The following is a 19275-nucleotide window of genomic DNA, read 5'->3' as shown; positions in this document are numbered from 1 at the left end:
TATCCCCCACTACCAGGCAGATTCCTAGGCATTACTCACCCGTCCGCCGCTGAATCCAGGAGCAAGCTCCCTTCATCCGCTCGACTTGCATGTGTTAGGCCTGCCGCCAGCGTTCAATCTGAGCCATGATCAAACTCTTCAGTTCAATACTGCTTGGGTTTTGAGAAAACCCTAAACTTGGCTCAGCAATCGCATTCTCTTAAAAAGAGATAAAACTCTCGAATTCACGAGTGTTACTTGCGCTGCTGATAATCTTGCGATCACCAGTCTTACATCACAAGCACCCACACGAATTGCTTGATTCGACTTGTTAAAGAGCAGTTGGTCAAGGCTTTCGTCTCAACCGAGGCCGCGCATTCTACAGCAACCTCTCGTTCCGTCAAGCGTTATTTTCGAAAATTTTCTTTTCTACTCAACCGCTTGCGCCGACCTTCAAACCATCTTCCGATCAGCGGGAGGCGCATTCTACAGCGTTCAAATTCGCTGTCAAGCACCTCGGTGAAGCTTCGTTTCGAACCCCTTTCGGGACCGAACCGCTGCGGCGAACAACCTGCCGGAGCGCTTCACCACCCCTCGGAGAGAATCCGTAAATCCTTGATTTTCAAGCATTTACTCTTCGTCGTCGCCGGGAGTGGTGCGCATTATAGGGAGATAGAAACTGGCGTCAACGATTATTTCAAAAATAATTCAAATAACCGCCGGAAGCGCTTTCAGCCCACCGAAACCGCCTCGCCAGCCGGCTTTTTCTGCGCCAGCAGGTAGAGCCCGACGAGGAAGCCGACCAGGCACAGAGTGACCACGTAGTAAGCCGGCCCCATCGGGCTCTGCTTGAGCAGCAGGGCCACCGCCATCGGCGTCAGCCCACCGAAGATGGCGTAGGCCAGGTTGTAGGAAAAGGACAGGCCGGAGAAACGCACAACCGGTGGGAACGCATTGACCATCACGTAGGGAACGGCGCCGACGATGCCGACGAAGAAGCCGGTCAGTGCATATAAAGGAAAGAGCCAGTCCGGGTGGGCCTTGAGGTTGCCGTAGAAGCTCCAGGACACCAGCGCCAGCAGCACGCTACCGGCAACGAAAGTCAGTCCCGCGCCGTAACGATCCGCCATGCGCCCGGCGACGATGCAGCCAAGGGTCAGGCAGACGATCGCCAGGCTGTTGGCCTTGAGCGCCGTGGCGGCATCGAAGCCGTATACGCTCTGCAGCACGGTAGGGGTCATCAGGATGACCACCACGATCGCGGCCGACAGCACCCAGGTCAGCAGCATCGACACCAGGACGGCGCCACGATGATCGCGGACCACCGCTTTCAACGGCACTTCCTCTGCCAGCGCCTTGCGCTGCTGCAGCTCGGCGAATACCGGCGTCTCGTGCAGCCAGCGGCGCAGGTAGACCGAGAACAGGCCGAACACCCCGCCGAGCAGGAAGGGAATCCGCCAGGCGTAGTCCTGCACCTCTGTCGCGCTATAGAAGCTATTGATCGCAGTAGCCACCAGCGAGCCCAGCAGGATGCCCGCCGTCAGGCCGGAAGTCAGCGTCCCGCAGGCATAACCGACATGCCGTGCCGGTACATGCTCGGCGACGAAGACCCAAGCCCCCGGCACCTCCCCGCCAATCGCGGCGCCCTGGATCACCCTCAGCAGGAGCAGCGCCAGGGGCGCCCAGATGCCGATCTGCGCGTAGGTCGGAAGCAGGCCCATGATCAGGGTCGGCACCGCCATCATGAAGATGCTCAGGGTGAACATGCGCTTGCGCCCGAGCAGGTCGCCGAAGTGGGCCATGATCACGCCGCCCAGCGGCCGCGCCAGGTAGCCGGCGGCGAACAGGCCGAAGGTTTGCAGCTGACGCAGCCATTCCGGCATGTCCGCCGGGAAGAACAGCTTGCCGACCACGGTGGCGAAGAACACGAAGATGATGAAGTCGTAGAACTCCAGCGCTCCACCCAGGGCGGAGAGGGACAGGGTCTTGTAGTCGCTGCGGGTCAATGGACGCTGGGCCGGCGCCTCGGGAGCATTCGCGGATGGCATGTCGGGATTGTTCTCTTTATTCGTTCAGCAAGCATGAGCGGGGTTCGACCGGCAGGCGTGTCGACCTGCGACCCGGGGACGCAGGAGCGAAACCATAGCAAATCGACGAATGTCCACACAGTCGGTCGAAGAGAGAACCGGGCGGTCGTCGGCTGCCCTACTCCTCTATATAATGCCCGGGCGCCTCTGAAAGCTGTCCCAAGACCTTGCACCGGCAGGCGTTTTGGGAGAGTTTTCCCCTAAACCGCGCTTGAACAAGAAATCCGGGGGGCACGAGGCCCTTACCTATGATCGAGCTTGAACAAGAAGACCCCATTCCCCAGGGAGACCTGGCCTTGCAGATTACCGCGCTGCCGCGCGAAACCAACGGTTTCGGCGATATCTACGGCGGTTGGCTGGTATCCCAGATGGACCTGGCGGGAACCGCCATGGCCAGCAAGATCGCCGGCGGCCGTATCGCCACCGTCGCCATCGACCGCATGGCCTTCATGGTGCCGGTCGCGGTAGGTGCCCAGCTTTCCTTCTATACCCAGACCCTGGAAGTCGGCCGCAGCTCGATCCGCATGCTGGTCGAGGTGTGGAGCGACGACCCGCTGTCCAGCGAATGGCGCAAAGTCACCGAGGCGGTGTTCGTGTTCGTCGCCATCGATGGCAGCGGGCGCACCCGCCCGGTCCCGCCACGCCGGGGCTAGACGCAGGAACGCCGGCTATCGCCGGCGTTCTTGTTTGCGCGTTCCTCAGGCCCGCACGGGGTTGCCGCGTACCGGCGCATCCCCGGCCACGTAGTACTTCGCCGTGCTGCGCGGCAGCGGCTGGCGACCGCGGATCCTGTCGGCGATCTTCTCGGCCATCATGATGGTGGTGGCATTGAGGTTGCCGGTGATGATCAGCGGCATGATCGACGCATCCACCACTCGCAGTCCTTCCATGCCATGGACCCGTCCCTGGCCATCGACCACCGCCATGTCGTCGCTGCCCATCTTGCACGAGCAGGATGGGTGGAAAGCGGTCTCAGCATGGTTGCGGATGAACTCGTCGAGTTCGGCGTCCGACTGCACGCTCACCCCAGGGCTCAACTCGCGGCCCCGATAGGGGTCCAGCGCCGGCTGGTTCATGATCTCGCGGGTCAGCCGGATGCCGTCGCGGAACTCCTGCCAGTCCTGCTCGTGGGACATGTAGTTGAACAGGATGCTCGGATGCTGGCGCGGGTCCCTGGACTTCAGGTGGATGCGCCCGCGGCTCGGCGAGCGCATCGAGCCCATGTGCGCCTGGAAGCCGTGCTCCTGCACGCCCTTGCTGCCGTTGTAGTTGATCGCCACCGGGAGGAAATGGAACTGGATGTTCGGCCATTCGAACGCTTCGCGGGTTCGGATGAAGCCGCCAGCCTCGAACTGGTTGCTGGCGCCGAGGCCCTTGCCGAGGAACAGCCACTGGGCACCGATGGCAGGCTGGTTCCACCATTTGGTCGCCGGGTAGATCGACACCGGCTGCTTGCAGGCGTACTGCAGGTAGAGTTCCAGGTGATCCTGCAGGTTGGCGCCGACGCCCGGCAGGTCATGCACCACCGGGATGTCCAGGTCGCGCAGCAGGGCCGCCGGGCCGACGCCGGAGCGTTGCAGCAATTGCGGCGAGGCGATCGCGCCGCTGCACACCAATACTTCGCGGCGGGCGTGGGCGGTGACCGGGTTGTCGCCGTTGCCCACCAGGTAGGAGACGCCGATGGCGCGCTTGCCGCTGAACAGGATGCGGTCGCTCAGGGCGTGGGTGACGATGGTCAGGTTGGGCCGGCCGCGGGCCTGGTCCAGGTAGCCGCGCCCGGTGGCGGCGCGACGGCCCTCCGGGGTGACGGTCCGGTCCATGGGGCCGAAGCCTTCCTGCTGGTAACCGTTGAGGTCATCGGTTCGCGGGTAGCCGGCCTGCACGCCGGCCTCGACCATCGCATGGAACAGTGGGTTGTTGCCGGCCTTCGGCGTGGTCACGCTGACCGGGCCGTCGCCGCCATGGTAGTCGTTGGGGCCGATGTCCCGGGTTTCCGCCTTGCGGAAGTACGGCAGGCAGTCGAGGTAGCTCCAGTCCTCGAGGCCCGGCTCCTTGGCCCAGCCGTCGAAGTCCAGGGCGTTGCCGCGGATGTAGCACATGCCGTTGATCAGCGAGGAGCCGCCCAGGCCCTTGCCGCGACCGCACTCCATGCGGCGGTTGTTCATGTAGGGCTCGGGGTCGGTCTCGTAGGCCCAGTTGTAGCGCCGCCCCTGCAGCGGGAAGGCAAGGGCCGCCGGCATCTGGGTGCGGAAGTCGAAGCGGTAGTCGGGACCGCCGGCTTCGAGCAGCAGGACGCTGACGTCGGCATCTTCGGTGAGGCGGGTAGCGAGTACGTTACCGGCAGAGCCGGCTCCGATGATGATGTAGTCGAATTCCTGGGACATGCAGGCCTTCCTCTTTTCTCGGCATGACACCGGCCGCGACGCTGGCGCGCCGGTGTCTGGAAGTTCGGAATGGCCGGTGTCAGGGAGCGTTGCCTGGGACCGGCCTGGTTAGGGGTTCGAGCGCTGCGTCGAGGCTCAGAACACCGAGGCGTAGTCGCCCAGCTCCACTTGCACGGACTTGATGCGAGTGTAATGAGCCAGGGTGGTGAGACCGTTCTCGCGACCGACACCGGATTGCTTGTAACCGCCGACCGGCATTTCCGCCGGCGACTCGCCCCAGGTATTGATCCAGCAGATGCCGGCTTCCAGGCGATGGATGGCGCGGTGGGCGCGGGCCAGGTCCTGGGTCACGACGCCGGCGGCGAGGCCGTACTCGGTATCGTTGGCGCGGCGGATCGCCTCGTCTTCGTCGTCATAGACCAGGATGCTCATCACCGGGCCGAAGATTTCCTCGCGGACGATGGTCATGTCGTCGCGGCAATCGGTGAACACGGTCGGCGCGACGTAGGCGCCTTTGCCGAACGCTCCATCGGTCACACGCTCGCCGCCGCACAGCAGGCGAGCCTTCTGCGCCTTGCCGGACTCGATGTAGCCGAGCACGCTTTCCATGTGCGGGAAGCTGACCAGCGGGCCGAAGTTGGTGTTCTCGTCCTGCGGGTCGCCGAGACGGATGCGCTGCACGCGCTCCAGTACCTTGGCTTCGAAGCGGGCCTGCTGGGAACGGTGGATGAACACCCGGGTGCCGTTGGTGCAGACCTGGCCGGAGCTGAAGAAGTTGGCCATGACGGCGATGTCGGCGGCACGGTCGAGGTCTGCGTCGGGGAAGATGATCAGCGGGGACTTGCCGCCCAGCTCCATGGTCACTTCCTTCAGCGACGAGCTGGAAGCGCTGGCCATGACTTTCTTGCCGGTGGAGGTGCCACCGGTGAAGGAGATCTTCTCGATCAGCGGGTGCTCGGTCAGCCACTGGCCGACTTCGCGTCCGCTGCCGGTGAGCACGTTGAACACGCCGTCCGGCACGCCGGCCTCGGTGTAGATCTCGGCCAGCTTGAGGGCAGTCAGCGGGGTGACTTCGCTGGGCTTGAAGATCATCGCGTTGCCGGCAGCGAGGGCCGGGGCGGATTTCCACAGGGCGATCTGCACCGGGTAGTTCCAGGCGCCAATGCCGGCGACCACGCCCAGCGGCTCGCGGCGGGTGTAGACGAAACTGGTTTCGCGCAGGGGAATCTGCTCGCCTTCGATGGCCGGGACCAGGCCGGCGTAGTACTCGAGCACGTCGGCGCCGGTGACGATGTCCACCGAGCGGGTTTCCGCCAGCGGCTTGCCGGTATCCAGGGTTTCCAGGGCGGCCAGTTCGTCGTTGCGCTCGCGGAGGATGTCGACGGCGCGACGGAGGATGCGCGAGCGCTGCATGGCGGTCATCGCCGCCCACACCTTCTGCCCCTCGACGGCGCTCTGCACGGCCCGCTCGACGTCTTCCCTGGAAGCCCGCTGGACCTTGGCGAGCACTTCGCCGTTGGCCGGGTTGATGGTCTCGAAGGTGGCGCCACTGCTGGCCTCCACGTAGCGACCGCCAATGTAGAGCTTCTGTTCTTCGAATCGGGCCATGTTGCAGTCCTCTCTTATCGGTATCGCAGGCGCAAGGCGGCGCCGCGGGGGTTTTCGTCCCTACCCCGACTGTTTTGCCAACTGCTGGTCGAGGTAGTCGTAAGCGATGTTCAGGGCCTCGTCGGTATCGAAGGCGTCGCCGGTCAGCGCGCCACGCAACCACAGGCCGTCGATCAGGGCCGCCAGGCCGCGTGCCGCGGCGCGGGCGTCGTCCGCCGAGAGCTGGCGGCGGAACTGGTAGCACAGGTTCGAATACAGGCGATGGTCGTTGACCCGCTGCAATCGACGCAGTGCCGGCTGGTGCATGCTGGTCGCCCAGAACGCCAGCCAGGTCTTCATCGCCGGACCATTGACCTGGCTGTCGTCGAAGTTGCCTTCGACGATCGCTCGCAGGTGCGCCCTCGGACTGTCGTCGTAGAGCGCCGCGCGGCGTTCGCGTACGGCCTTGCTCAAGGCGCTGAGCAGGTGCCGCATGGTCGCTTCCAGCAAGCCGTTCTTGTCCTGGAAGTAGTGGCTGATGATGCCGTTGGAAACACCCGCCAGGCGGGCAATCAGGGCGATGCTGGCGTCTCCCATGCCGACCTGATCGACCGCCTCCAGGGTGGCGTGAATCAGTTGCGAGCGGCGTATGGGCTGCATACCGACCTTGGGCATTGCTATCTCCTCTCGTCGATAGGTGCGTGCGGGCACCGACCGACGTCATTGGTGGCCAGTCTATTTTGTTTTTATTGAACGTTCAATCAACTAAGAATAAGCTCGGCGTCCATGAGCGGCTCCCAGCCTGCGTGCAACCTGGCCCGCGCCGTTCATCACCTCGTCGCCGAAGTCCGCCAAGGATCGCAGAATCCGGGCTTCAAGTGGGGTGGCAATGCTGTGTCTGTAGTCCGCGGCCATAAGCCGCCATGCTTTCACTGCCATGGGGTCATCCTCCAATGAGTACTGCTTCGCCAATAAAAACAAACGAGCAGGTACGTCTGAATCCGATCGTGTTCTTCGGCTCGACCGCACTGATCCTGGTTCTGACCGCCGCCCTCATCCTCTATCCCGACAGCGCCGGAGCCTTGCTCGGCCGCATCCAGGCGTGGCTGTCGCACAGCTTCGGCTGGTACTACATGCTGGCCATCGGCGCCTACCTGTTCTTCGTCGCCTGGGTGGCCTTCTCGCGCTTCGGCACCCTCAAGCTCGGCGAGGAGCATGAAAAGCCGGACTTCAGCTACGGCGCCTGGGCCGGCATGCTGTTCTCCTCCGGGATCGGCATCTCGCTGCTCTACTTCGCCGCATCCGAGCCGATCGACCACCTCTACCACCCGCCCGAAGGCGTTCCCGGCAGCCCTCAGGCGGCGCGCCAGGCGCTGCAACTGACCTTCCTCCACTGGGGCCTGCACGGCTGGGCGATCTATGCCCTGGTCGGCCTCGCCGTCGGTTATTTCGCCTACCGCCATCGCCAGCCGCTGGCGTTGCGTTCGGCGCTCTATCCGATCCTCGGCGAGCGCTGGGTGAAAGGCGCCGCGGGCCACGCGGTGGATTGCTTCGGCATCTTCGTCACCCTTCTCGGGCTGGTGACCAACCTGGGCATCGGCGCCTTGCAGGTGTCGTCCGGTCTCGAGTACCTGACCGGCATGCCGCACAGCAAAGGCACCCTGCTGGCGGTGATCCTGGTGATGAGCCTGGTCGCCACCCTGGCGGCGGTCTCCGGTGTCGAGAAAGGCATCCGCCGGCTGTCCAACCTGAATATCGTGCTGTTCAGCTCGCTGCTGCTGTTCGTGCTGGTCTGCGGTTCGACCCTGGAACTGCTCAACGGCTTCGTACAGAACCTCGGCGACTATCTCGACGGCCTGGTGCTGAAGACCTTCGACCTCTACGTCTACACCGGTGCCGGCGCCGGCAAGAGCGAGGAATGGCTGGGCCTGTGGACCCTGTTCTACTGGGCCTGGTGGATTTCCTGGGCGCCCTTCGTCGGTATGTTCATCGCCCGCATCTCCCGCGGTCGCAGCGTGCGCGAACTGGTCTGCGGGGTGCTGCTGATCCCGCTGGGCTTCACCCTGGCCTGGCTGTCGGTATTCGGCAACAGCGCCCTGGACCTGGTGATGAACCACGGCGCGACCGACCTGGGCAAGGCCGCGCTGGAACAGCCGTCGATGTCGATCTACCTGCTGCTGGAACACTATCCGCTGTCGAAGATCGTCATCGGCCTGTCGATCTTCGTCGGCTTCGTGCTGTTCCTCACCCCGGCGGATTCCGGCTCGGTGATGCTGGCCAATCTCTCGCGCAGCGGCGGCGAGCTGGACGAGGACGCGCCGAACTGGCTGCGTATCCTCTGGTCGGCCGTCGTCACGCTAGTCACCATCGGCCTGCTGTTCGCCGGCAACTTCACGGCGATGCAAACCGTCGTGGTGCTCGCCGGGCTGCCGTTCTCGGCGGTGCTGATCCTGTTCATGTTCGGCCTGCACAAGGCCATGCGCGCCGACTACGAGGCCCAGGTCGGCGACCGCCGCACCTACCAGCCGGTGCCGGCGCCAACCCAGCCCCAGACCTGAACCCGGCGCCGCTAGGGCGCCCTCGCCAATCAGGTGCGTACTTGGCCCGGCGTTTCGCCGGGCCTTTCTTTTCTGCCACCCGGCGCCCGGCGCATGCCGCAGGAACCGGCGCGCGGGAGTGTGGGACAGGAAGAGCAGGCGGAAAAAGCGCGGAGGGTAAACGCGAATGCCCGGCAGCGCCGGGCATTCGCAGCGGCCCCGAGCGGGCCGAGGGGGATCAGCCGAGGTTCTTGCCCAGCAGCGCGTGATACAGCTCGCTGTCGCCGAGCACCCCGACCACCCTGTCCTGCTCCTGCAGGACCAGCTTGTGGCCGGTCTGGTAGCGAATCTGCAGGGCATCGCGCATACGGATGCTGACATCCACCAGGGTCGGTTCGCGGCGCAGCTTCTCCACCGGGTCGCCCTGGCGCCAGCGTTGCAGGTCGATGACGTTGCTGCCCTGGCGCGCGCCCTTGAGCACGTCGCCTTCGCTGAGACCGATCCAGCAGTCGCGGCCCTGGTCGAAGCAGATCTCGTCGTTCTGCCGGATGCACTGGTCGAGGCCACGCATCAGGCTCTGGCCGCACAGCACGTTGAGCGGGTTGGTATGGGCGACAAAGGTACGCACGTAGTCGTCCGCGGGGCTCAGCACGATCTCTTCCGGCTTGCCGTGCTGGATGATCCGGCCGTCCTTCATGATCGCGATGCGGGTGCCGATCTTCAGCGCCTCGTCGAGGTCGTGGCTGACGAACACGATGGTCTTGTGCAGTTGCCGTTGCAGCACCAGCAGTTCGTCCTGCAATTGCTGGCGGATCAGCGGGTCGAGGGCCGAGAACGGTTCGTCCATCAGCAGGATGTCGCCATCCATCGCCAGCGCGCGAGCCAGGCCGACGCGCTGCTGCATGCCGCCGGAGAGCGAGTCGGGACGCTTGTCGCGCCACTGCGAGAGACCGACCAGCTCGAGCTTCTCGTCGATCAGCTTCTTCCGCTCGGCGGCCGGGCGGCCCTGCATCTCCAGGCCGAAGCCGACGTTCTCGGCCACCGTCAGCCAGGGCATCAGGGCGAACTTCTGGAACACCATGGCGATGCGCTTGGTACGCATGGCCTTGAGGGTCGCCGGCGAGCAGTTGGCGATGTCCACCTGCGAACCTTCGTGCTCGATCAGCAGCTTGCCGCGGCTGACCTTGTTCAGGCCGTTGATGCAGCGCAGCAGGCTCGACTTGCCGGAGCCGGAAAGTCCCATCAGCACGCAGATCTCGCCGCGGTTGACGTCCAGGCAGGCGTCCTCGACGCCGAGCACCTGGCCGGTGCGCTTGAGGATCTCGGCGCGGCCGAGGCCCTGGTCGAGGAGCTTCAGGGCTTCCTTGGTGTGGGTGCCGAAGATGACGTCCACATGGTCGAATCGGATCGCGGTCATGGCTTATTTCCCCTTCACGGCGCGCTGCTTGCACACCCGGTCGAGCAGGATGGCGAGCAGGACGATGGCCAGGCCGGCTTCGAAGCCGAGGGAGATGTCGGCGGTGTTCAGCGCGTTCACCACCGGCTTGCCGAGGCCATCGGCGCCGACCAGCGCGGCGATCACCACCATCGACAGGGAGAGCATGATGCATTGGGTGATGCCGGCGGCAATGCTCGGCATCGCGTGCGGCAGCTCGATGCGCGTCAGCAGTTGCCAGCGCGAGCAGCCGAAGGCCTTGCCGGCGTCGAGCAGCTCCGCCGGAACGTCCTGGATACCCAGGCAGGTCAGGCGGATTGGCGCGGCGACGGCGAAGATCACCGTGGAGATCAGGCCCGGCACCACGCCGAGGCCGAACAGGGTCAGGGTCGGGATCAGGTAGACGAAGGTCGGCACCGTCTGCATCAGGTCCAGCAGCGGCCGCAGCGCGGTGTAGAACCACGGCTTGTGCGCGGCGACGATGCCCAGCGGCACGCCTACGGCGATGCACACCAGGGTGGCGAATATCACCTGGGCGAGGGTTTCCATGGTCTCCTGCCAGTAGCCCAGGTTGAGGATCAGCAGCAACGAGGCCAGGGCGAACACGGTCAGCCCCCAGCTGCGCTGGATGAAATGCACCAGCCCTACCAGCAAGGCGATCAGCACCAGCGGGTTGAACCAGAGCAAGCCGTTGGTGACGCCATGGATGAGGAACTCAAGGGTGTCGGAGATCTTGTCGAAGAACGATGCGCCATGCAGGGTCAGCCAGTCGACGAAACCGGCGATCTGCTCTCCCAGCGGGAGCTTGTGATCAGTCAGGAACATAATCAGGGTCCATCAAGAGCGGGAAATGAACGACCGGTCGCCTACTTGGCGAACGCCAGCTTGGCCGCGGCTGCGGCAGGCTGCCCGTCGCGGGTGGTGACACCGGCCAGCCAGGCATCCAGCTGTTCCGGGTGATCCTTCAACCAGGCCTTAGCGGCTTCCTCGGGTTTCTTGTTTTCGTTGAGTACCGCGTCCATCAGCTTGTTCTCCATCTCGAGGGTGAAGCTGAGGTTCTTCAGCAGTTGGCCGACGTTGGCGCACTCCTGGGCGTAGCCCTTGCGCACGTTGGTGTAGATGGTCGCGCCGCCATAGTTGGGGCCGAAGAAGTCGTCGCCGCCTTCCAGGTACTTCATCTGGAAGCGGGTATTCATGGGGTGCGGCTCCCAGCCGAGGAACACCACCCACTGGTTGCGCCGGATGGCCCGCTGCACCTGCGAGAGCATGCCCGCCTCGCTGGATTCCACCAACTTGAACTTGCCCAGTTCGAAGGCGTTCTTGTCGATCATGCTCTGGGCGACGCGGTTGCCGTCGTTGCCCGGCTCGATGCCGTAGATCTTGTTGCCCAGCTTGTCGGAGAACTTCGCGATATCGGCGAAGCTGCGCAGGCCGCCGTCGTAGACGTACTGGGGAACCGCCAGGGTGTACTTGGCGCCCTCCAGGTTGGCGCGCAGTGTCTCGACCGTACCTTTCTCGGCGTACTGCTTGATGTCGTTGGTCATGGTGGGCATCCAGTTGCCCAGGAATACGTCGAGGTCGTTGTTGGCCAGGGAGCGGTAGGTCACCGGCACCGAGAGCAGATTGACCTTGGTCTTGTAGCCGAGGGACTCGAGGACCTGGCGGGTGACCGCAGTGGTCACTGTGATGTCGGTCCAGCCGACGTCGGCGAAACGCACCGACGCACAGGATTCGGGCTCCGCGGCCTGGGCTGCCAGCGGTGCGCACAGAGACACGGCCAGCAGCCAAGACTTGCAACCTTTCATAGCGAACTCCTCTGCAGGGTAAGGCGCCGGCGCTACCCCGAAGGGCGCGGCGGTCTGTCTGTATCGGGCCGACCGGTAGCGGCCCTCAGCGGGCAATTCGTGAACGATCATGAAACAGGACGCATCCGTCGCCTACAGGGTGGGTCGCAACCAGTGCAGGCGGGGTCGCATTCAGTACCCGCTGTGTCGCATTCAATCATAGTGGTCTTTGCCGGCGACCAGCGGATGCCGTTTTCGGAGCGGCGCGAGCCCGTTCTCATTCCGACGCCGTGCAGGTGCAGACGCCCCTCGGCCGCAGAGGTTCCCCGATCCGGGCGCGGACGCGGCGCTTTTGGACATGGCCGGGTCGGTGGCGGATGCGGCCCGCCCCGGGGAAAGCCCGATGATGCGCAGGAATCGCGGGCGGAGGAGCCGCCACCCCCACTACGCAGGCACGGATGCCGCGGCAATCCCGGAGGCCGGCATGGCTATCAGTGTGTTCGACCTTTTCAAGATCGGTATCGGCCCGTCCAGTTCGCATACCGTCGGCCCCATGCGCGCCGCCGCGCTGTTCACCGCTGCCCTGCGCCAGCGCCAGGCGCTGTCGGCGGTGCGGCGTCTCGAAGTGCGCCTGTATGGCTCGCTGTCCGCCACCGGCGTCGGCCACGGCACCGATCGCGCGGTGATCATGGGCCTGATGGGCGAATGGCCGGATCGTATCGACCCGACCCAGATCGCCCCACGCATGGCCGCGCTGCTCGATAGCGGCCTGCTGCAACTGGACGGCCGCGTGGCGGTACCGTTCGACTGGGTGCGCGACATGCGCCTGCTCGACGAGAACCTGCCCTACCACCCCAACGCCATGACCCTGGTCGCCTACGGCGAGCAAGGCGAACTGCACCAGGAGACCTACTACTCGGTGGGTGGCGGCTTCGTGGTCGATGCGGCACAGGCCGCCTCGGGACAGCTCGACCAGGACCACACGGTGCTGCCCTACGACTTCTCCAGCGCCGAGGAACTGTTGCTGCTGTGCAAGCGCCACAACCTGCGGGTATCCGAGCTGATGCTGGCCAACGAACGCATCTGGCGCAGCGAGACCGACATCCGCGAAGGCCTGCGGCGCATCTGGCAGGCGATGCGCGATTGCGTCGACAACGGGTTGCGTAACGAAGGCATCCTTCCCGGCGGGCTCAACGTGCAACGCCGCGCCGCGCGCCTGCACCGCAACCTGCAGGAGATCGGCAAGCCCAACGTGATCGGCTCGACCCTCAGCGCCATGGAATGGGTCAACCTGTTCGCCCTGGCGGTGAACGAGGAGAACGCCGCCGGCGGGCGCATGGTCACCGCGCCCACCAACGGCGCGGCGGGGATCATCCCGGCGGTGCTGCACTACTATATGAAGTTCAATCCCGACGCCCAGGACCGCGACGTCGTCGACTACCTGCTGGCCGCCGCCGCGGTGGGCATCCTGTGCAAGAAGAACGCCTCGATCTCCGGCGCCGAGGTCGGCTGCCAGGGCGAGGTCGGCTCGGCCTGCGCGATGGCCGCCGCCGGACTGGCGGAAGTCCTCGGCGCCACCCCGGCGCAGGTCGAGAACGCCGCCGAGATCGGCCTGGAGCACAACCTCGGGCTGACCTGCGACCCGGTCGGCGGGCTGGTCCAGGTGCCCTGTATCGAGCGCAACGCGATCGCCGCGGTGAAGGCCATCAACGCGGCGCAAATGGCCTTGCGCGGCGACGGCCAGCATTTCATCTCGCTGGACAAGGTGATCCGCACCATGCGCGACACCGGTGCCGACATGCACGACAAGTACAAGGAAACCTCGCGCGGGGGCCTGGCGGTGAACGCCATCGAGTGCTGAACCGGAATTGCTCACGAAACGATCGAGACGCCACTTTTTGGCGCATATGACGCGTGACCGGGCGGTCGTCATCCGTCACACTGCGGAGTAACGGCTCGCCGCCCGTCGTTACCTTTGTCGCCACGGCCGCTGCCCCGCCTTCTCGCCGGGGGCCGCCCTGGTGCTACCGAAATGCCCAGGCGCGCGGCGCGCCGCCAGCCGTCGCCCATGCTGTCGTTGTGCCAGGTCCGAGTGGAAATACCGGGCTAAAGCCTTCCGGCTTTTTTGATTGAACGCCCAATCAATATAGGCATGGCATTTGCCTTGCTCTGGTTACAAGCAACGCCGACGGCGTGGCCCAAGCAGCCACCCGGAAATTCCAACAATCATAAAAAAAGCCTCGTGAGAGGCCTGCTTGCTCAGCGTGAGGAGATACATCCATGACCACGTACGCGCCCGGAGTCCCACCACAGAACCGAAATCCGCAGTCCATCGGCTTCCTGCTGCTGGACAACTTCACCCTGATCTCCCTGGCCTCGGCGGTGGAACCGTTGCGCATGGCCAACCAGCTCTCGGGACGCGAACTCTACCGCTGGCATACGCTGAGCCTGGACGGCCGCCAGGTCTGGGCCAGCGACGGCCTGCAGATCACCCCCGACGCCGGTACCGACAACGCCCCGGCGGTGGATTGCGTGATCGTCTGCGGCGGCGTCGGCATCCAGCGCAGCGTCACCCGCGAGCACGTCACTTTCCTCCAGGCCCAGGCCCGCCAGGGTCGGCGCCTCGGCGCGGTGTGCACCGGCAGTTGGGCGCTGGCCCGCGCCGGCCTGCTCGACGGCTACGATTGCAGCGTGCACTGGGAATGCCTGGCGGCGATGCAGGAAGCCTTCCCCCGGGTGGCCATGAGCACCCGCCTGTTCTCCATCGACCGCAACCGCTTTACCTCTTCCGGCGGCACCGCGCCGATGGACATGATGCTGCACCTGATCGGCCGCGAGCATGGCCGCGAGCTGTCGGCGGCGATCTCCGAGATGTTCATCTACGAGCGCATCCGCAACGAGCAGGACCACCAGCGCGTGCCGCTCAAGCACATGCTCGGCACCAACCAGCCGAAGTTGCAGGAGATCGTCGCGCTGATGGAGGCCAACCTGGAGGAACCGATCGACCTCGACGAACTGGCGGTCTACGTCAACGTCTCGCGTCGCCAGCTCGAGCGGCTGTTCCAGAAGTACCTGCACTGCTCGCCGTCGCGCTACTACCTGAAGCTGCGCCTGATCCGCGCCCGCCAGTTGCTCAAGCAGACGTCCATGTCGATCATCGAGGTGGCCTCGGTCTGCGGCTTCGTCTCCACCCCGCACTTCTCCAAATGCTACCGCGAGTACTTCGGCATCCCGCCGCGCGACGAGCGCCAGGGCCAGCCGCTGGGCCAGCCGGTGGTGCTGATGCCGATCCCGCAGGACCTGGCGTTGATGCCCAACTCCTCGGCGCTGTCGGCCCTGAGCCAGGCGCAGGGCGAGTCGACCTTCGCCAGCGTGCGGATCTGACGGCGCGTCCCTGCCCGCCCCATCCACGGGAGCGGGCAGGGCCTTGTCAGCCCCGCGGCACCAGCGCCGGCAGCAGTTGCCGGGAAATCGCCTCGCGCACCGCCGGGAGCAGCGTGGCGTGCCCGCCGAGCATGTCCTCCACCAGCCGCCGCAGCGCCTGGGCGCGCTCCGGACTGAGGCCGCGCACGGCGTATTCGCAGGCCTGCTCCGGAGTCGAGTCCGGCGGCACGCTGAAGCCCAGCGCCTGCAGGCGTTCGCGGAAATCGTCCTGGTCGATCAGATCGGCGTGCATCATCGCGGCAGCTCCTTCGATGGGGATTGCCATCGATTCTGCTAAGCCCACGTCGCTCCCGGCAAGGGGGCTGTCCCGCCTGGACATGGGCAGGTCGTTTTCGGCTAATTCGACCGCCAGCGACACCGCCACAATCGCCTCCAGCGGCTTGCGGAATGCAGCGGACGGCTTCCGGAAAACGCCAGACTCACACTGAGGGCCGTTCCTGGCTCCTTTTTCATCCCCCTCCGCGCGTCGGGCGCGGCAGGGGGATTTTTTTGCCGGAAGCCGGCTAGCCGGCGCCGACTCCCGCCCGACAGTGTTCCCAGAAACGCTCGAAGCCCGGCGAGAGGAACTTGTCGCGCTGGCGCAGCATGTAGAAGCGCCGGCGCAACGGCGGCAGGCTGCTGCGCAGTTCGACCAGCGCGCCGGAGGCCAACTGTTCCTCGACCACCCAGCGCGACAGGCAACTGATGCCCAGCCCGGCGGCGACGCTGTGCTTGATCGCCTCGGAGCTGCCCAGGTCCAGGCTGTCTTCCAGGTAATGCAGGTGGCCCAGCAGGGCGTGGCTGACCTCCTCGCGCGTGCCCGAGCCGGGCTCGCGCAGCAGCCAGCGCGCCCGGCGCAGGGCCTCGCGGGAGACCTGGGTGCGCAAGGCCAGCGGGTGGCCGGGCGCCGCCACCACGATCAGGCTGTCCTCGAGCCAGGGCTCCACCCGCAGGCCCGGCTCGTGGCAGGGGCCTTCGATGAGGCCGATGTCCGCCGCGAAGGTCACCACGTCCTGCACCGCCGAACCGGTGTTGCCGATGCTGGCGTTGACCCTCACCCCCGGCTGCTCCCGCTCGAAGGAGGCCAGCAGGCGTGGCAGCACGTAGTTGCCGATGGTGCTGCTGGCCGCCACCGTCAGGCTCGCCTGGGGCGCGGCGGAAACCGCGAACTGCTGCTCCAGTTGCGCCACCCCGTCGAGCAGGCGCAATGCCTGGGGCAGGAAGCGGCGGCCGACCTCGTTCAGTTGCAGGCGCTTGCCGACCCGGTCGAACAGGCGCGTGGAAAGCTGCGACTCCAGCTCGTTGAGCGCGGCGCTGGTGGCCGACTGCGACAGCGAGATGGATTCCGCCGCCGCCGTGGTACTGCCGCAGCGAGCCACCGCACAGAAGATCTGGAGCTGACGGAAACTGAGGGCCATGGACTAACCTACCTGTTTTTCAGGTATTTAATACAGAAACTATTCGTTTCACAAATTCATGCCCGCTACCTAACCTGCGTCCCGTGACCTCACCTGAGGAGCGAAGGATGCACACCCTCCCCGTCAAGACCGGTACCAGACCCCTGGCCCAGGTCCAGAAACTCATCCCCGGCCTGCTGCTCAGCGCCGCCCTGGCCGGCGCGGCGATCCTCCTGGGTCGTTCGCAATGGTTGCAGCACAACGGCATCAGCGCGCTGACCCTGGCCATCGTGCTCGGCATCGTCGTCGGCAACACCCTGTACCCTCGGATCGCCGCCGGCAGCGCCGCCGGCGTCGGCTTCTCCAAGCAGATCCTGCTGCGCGCCGGGATCATCCTCTACGGCCTGCGCCTGACCTTCCAGGACATCGCCGGCGTCGGATTGCACGGCGTGCTGCTGGACGCCCTGATGCTCGCCAGCACCTTCGGCCTGGCGTGCCTGCTCGGCACCCGGCTGTTCGGCCTGGACCGCACCACCACCCTGCTGATCGGCGCCGGCAGTTCGATCTGCGGCGCCGCCGCGGTGATGGCCACCGAGCCGGTGGTGCGCGGCCGTGCCGAACAGGTCGCGGTGGCGGTCTCCACCGTGGTGGTGTTCGGCACCCTGGGCATCTTCCTCTATCCGGCGCTGTTCCAGCTCGACCAGGACTGGGGGCTGCTGCCGCGCGACCCTGGCACCTGGGGCGTGTACATCGGTGCCACGGTGCACGAGGTGGCCCAGGTGGTCGCCGCGGGTCGCTCGATCGGCATCGAGGCAGCGGATACCGCAGTGATCGCCAAGATGGTCCGGGTAATGATGTTGGCGCCCTTCCTGATCCTGCTCTCGGCCTGGCTGGCACGCGACAAGGCGCACCGCCGGCAGCACAGCGGCGCGACCAAGATCACCATTCCCTGGTTCGCCGTCGGCTTCGTACTGGTCGCCGGGCTCAACTCGCTGGTCAGCCTGCCGCCGGCGCTGGTCAGCCACGTCAACGACCTCGACACCTTCCTCCTGGCCATGGCAATGGCCGGCCTCGGCCTCGGCACGCACCTCTCGGCGATCCGCCGCGCCGGCCTCAAGCCGCTGCTGCTGGCCGCCCTGCTATTCGCCTGGCTGGTGCTCGGCGGTGGATTACTCACCCGCCTGGCGCTCGCCTGAGTCCTCCGCCAGGAAGCCCTGCACGGCCCGCCGCAAGGCCTCGTGCAGGGCTTCCACCTCATCGATGCCGTGGCCGCGCAGGCAGCCATGGACCAGCCCGCTTCCCGGATAGAACCCTGCCTCGCCACCCGCCGCGCGTAGCGCTGCGCCATAGCGCTCGCCGTCGTCGCGCAGCGGATCGAATTCGGCAACCGCCACGAAGGCCGGCGGCAGGCCAGTGAAATCAGCGGCCTCCAGGGGTAGCGCCAGCGGCTGTCGGTGCAGCGCCGCCAGCGGCAGGTAGGCGTCCAGGCACGCCTGCACATCGCCGAGGCCGAGCAACGGCGCGTCGGCGCAGTCGATCCGCGAGGGCGATGGCGCAGCGGACAGCAAGGGATAGAGCAATATCTGCGCGGCCGGCGACGGCGCGCCGCCATCGCGCAGGGCCAGGCACAGCGCCGCCGCCAGGTTGCCGCCGGCGCTGTCGCCGGCCACCAGCAGGCGTCGCCCATCCAGCGCTTCGTCCAGCTCGCCCAGGCTCAGCGCCTGCCAGGCACGCAGGCAATCCTGCAATGCCGCCGGGAACGGATGCTCCGGCGCCAGTCGGTAATCCACCGCCAGCACCAGCAGGCCCAGGCGCGCCGCCAGGTCGGCGCAGATGAAATCGTGTGAATCGAGGCCGCCGAGCATCCAGCCGCCACCGTGCAGGTAGAGCAGCGCCGGCCAGCCACCGGGCGGTGCCGGGCGGTCGGGGCGATAGCGGCGCACGCGCACCGGCGGCGCGGCCGGCAAGCAGGAGTCGAGCACCCGCAAACCGGCCGGGCGCGGCGGCGCGAACGCCTGGCACATCCGCGCGTAGGCCGCACGTTGCGCATCCAGGCGCGGACTGTCGCTGGCGAACGCCCGGCTGTGCTCGACGAAGCGCCACATCGCCGGAGACAGCGGATACTTCGCAGCCATCGCGCTCAGCGCACCGGCGGCAGGCCGATCACCCGACCGACACCTTCCGGCACGGGGAGCGCGCGATGTGCCTCGGCGAGCGCCTCGACCCGCGCCAGCACCTCGCCTTCGAACGGTACCGAGCGCGGGCCGTCGAGGCTGACGTGGAGCAGCATCTGCTCGCTCAGCGCCAGCGCCTGCCCGCTGCCAGGCAGGTACAGGGCATGGTGGATATGCAGGCGCTTGCGATCGTGACCGAGCAGTTGCGTACGCACCTCGACCCTGGCGCCCTCCTTCACCTCATGGAGGAAGTTCAGGTGGCATTCCAGGGTGAACAGCGAGTGTCCGCTGGCGTCGCGGTTCTGGCTGTCCAGGCCGATATGCGCCATCAGCGCATCGGTGGCGTAGCTGAACACCAGCAGGTAGAACGCATCGCGCAAGTGGCCGTTGTAGTCCACCCACTCGGGCAGGACCGGCGTCTCGTAGGTCGTCAGGACTTGGCTCATGGCAGGCTCCGTGGTTGCGCTACGCCCGGCGGGGCGGAAGGC

16 protein-coding genes are annotated in these 19275 nt (G+C 66.0%); 5 read left to right on the top strand and 11 right to left on the bottom strand.

Annotation, left to right across the window (positions count from 1 at the left end; all coding sequences use genetic code 11):
- Positions 1-710: 710 nt before the first annotated feature.
- Positions 711-2027: an MFS transporter gene (locus tag HMPREF1224_RS28420; protein WP_003104851.1), complete on the bottom strand. Its 1317-nt coding sequence runs from the start codon at positions 2025-2027 to the stop codon at positions 711-713.
- Between the two features lie 287 nt (positions 2028-2314).
- On the opposite strand from HMPREF1224_RS28420, the gene HMPREF1224_RS28415 reads away from it, so the two are divergent.
- Positions 2315-2719: an acyl-CoA thioesterase gene (locus HMPREF1224_RS28415; protein ID WP_003096677.1), complete on the top strand. Its 405-nt coding sequence runs from the start codon at positions 2315-2317 to the stop codon at positions 2717-2719.
- 45 nt (positions 2720-2764) lie between these two features.
- Here the strand turns inward: HMPREF1224_RS28415 and betA are convergent, their stop codons facing one another.
- The 3 genes from betA to betI form a co-directional block, all read right to left on the bottom strand.
- Positions 2765-4450: a choline dehydrogenase gene (betA, locus tag HMPREF1224_RS28410; protein WP_003104848.1), complete on the bottom strand. Its 1686-nt coding sequence runs from the start codon at positions 4448-4450 to the stop codon at positions 2765-2767.
- 135 nt (positions 4451-4585) lie between these two features.
- The gene (gene betB, locus HMPREF1224_RS28405; protein WP_003114436.1) at positions 4586-6058 is read right to left on the bottom strand and encodes a betaine-aldehyde dehydrogenase; all 1473 of its coding nucleotides are present in this window, start codon (positions 6056-6058) and stop codon (positions 4586-4588) included.
- 60 nt (positions 6059-6118) lie between these two features.
- Positions 6119-6712 (bottom strand): transcriptional regulator BetI, encoded by a 594-nt coding sequence (gene betI, locus HMPREF1224_RS28400; protein ID WP_003096684.1) that lies wholly within the window; start codon positions 6710-6712, stop codon positions 6119-6121.
- A gap of 332 nt (positions 6713-7044) precedes the next feature.
- Here betI and HMPREF1224_RS28395 point away from each other — a divergent pair, with 332 nt between their 5' ends.
- Complete coding sequence (locus HMPREF1224_RS28395) at positions 7045-8595, top strand: BCCT family transporter (RefSeq protein ID WP_031628470.1); 1551 nt, start codon at positions 7045-7047, stop codon at positions 8593-8595.
- Between the two features lie 217 nt (positions 8596-8812).
- On the opposite strand, the gene choV is transcribed toward HMPREF1224_RS28395, so the two are convergent.
- The 3 genes from choV to HMPREF1224_RS28380 are packed head-to-tail and all read right to left on the bottom strand — an operon-like array spanning position 8813 to position 11814.
- Complete coding sequence (gene choV / locus HMPREF1224_RS28390; RefSeq protein WP_003096690.1) at positions 8813-9991, bottom strand: choline ABC transporter ATP-binding protein; 1179 nt, start codon at positions 9989-9991, stop codon at positions 8813-8815.
- A gap of 3 nt (positions 9992-9994) precedes the next feature.
- Entirely contained in the window at positions 9995-10834 is an 840-nt protein-coding gene (choW, locus tag HMPREF1224_RS28385) for a choline ABC transporter permease subunit (protein ID WP_003096692.1), read from the bottom strand.
- A 41-nt stretch (positions 10835-10875) separates the two neighbouring features.
- Entirely contained in the window at positions 10876-11814 is a 939-nt protein-coding gene (locus HMPREF1224_RS28380; RefSeq protein ID WP_003104841.1) for a choline ABC transporter substrate-binding protein, read from the bottom strand.
- Positions 11815-12277: 463 nt separating this feature from the next.
- Between HMPREF1224_RS28380 and HMPREF1224_RS28375 the strand changes: the two genes are divergently transcribed.
- Positions 12278-13654, top strand: coding sequence for an L-serine ammonia-lyase (locus tag HMPREF1224_RS28375; RefSeq protein WP_003111339.1), 1377 nt, complete (start codon positions 12278-12280; stop codon positions 13652-13654).
- Positions 13655-14073: 419 nt separating this feature from the next.
- Positions 14074-15177, top strand: a complete 1104-nt coding sequence (locus HMPREF1224_RS28370) for a choline metabolism transcriptional regulator GbdR (protein WP_003096699.1) — start codon at positions 14074-14076, stop codon at positions 15175-15177.
- A gap of 46 nt (positions 15178-15223) precedes the next feature.
- Here HMPREF1224_RS28370 and HMPREF1224_RS28365 read toward each other — a convergent pair whose 3' ends face one another.
- A complete protein-coding gene (locus HMPREF1224_RS28365) occupies positions 15224-15472 on the bottom strand; it encodes a hypothetical protein (protein ID WP_003096701.1) in 249 nt (82 codons plus the stop codon).
- Positions 15473-15740: 268 nt separating this feature from the next.
- The gene (locus HMPREF1224_RS28360) at positions 15741-16634 is read right to left on the bottom strand and encodes a LysR family transcriptional regulator (protein ID WP_010793635.1); all 894 of its coding nucleotides are present in this window, start codon (positions 16632-16634) and stop codon (positions 15741-15743) included.
- Between the two features lie 107 nt (positions 16635-16741).
- Between HMPREF1224_RS28360 and HMPREF1224_RS28355 the strand changes: the two genes are divergently transcribed.
- Complete coding sequence (locus tag HMPREF1224_RS28355) at positions 16742-17809, top strand: YeiH family protein (protein WP_009315995.1); 1068 nt, start codon at positions 16742-16744, stop codon at positions 17807-17809.
- Here the strand turns inward: HMPREF1224_RS28355 and HMPREF1224_RS28350 are convergent.
- Together HMPREF1224_RS28350 and HMPREF1224_RS28345 are read right to left on the bottom strand one after the other, a co-directional pair.
- Entirely contained in the window at positions 17783-18748 is a 966-nt protein-coding gene (locus HMPREF1224_RS28350; RefSeq protein ID WP_003117174.1) for an acylcarnitine hydrolase, read from the bottom strand. The two genes, HMPREF1224_RS28355 and HMPREF1224_RS28350, sit on opposite strands and share 27 nt — an antisense overlap.
- 5 nt (positions 18749-18753) lie before the next feature.
- Positions 18754-19233: a thioesterase family protein gene (locus tag HMPREF1224_RS28345; RefSeq protein WP_003117175.1), complete on the bottom strand. Its 480-nt coding sequence runs from the start codon at positions 19231-19233 to the stop codon at positions 18754-18756.
- Between the last annotated feature and the right edge of the window lie 42 nt (positions 19234-19275).

Origin of the sequence: Pseudomonas sp. P179 (genome assembly GCF_000478485.2) — a bacterium.
In the GTDB taxonomy this organism is placed as follows: Bacteria; Pseudomonadota; Gammaproteobacteria; order Pseudomonadales; family Pseudomonadaceae; genus Pseudomonas; species Pseudomonas aeruginosa.
The sequence above is the reverse complement of the archived record's forward strand: the minus strand, read 5'-3'. Positions and strand labels throughout refer to the sequence as shown.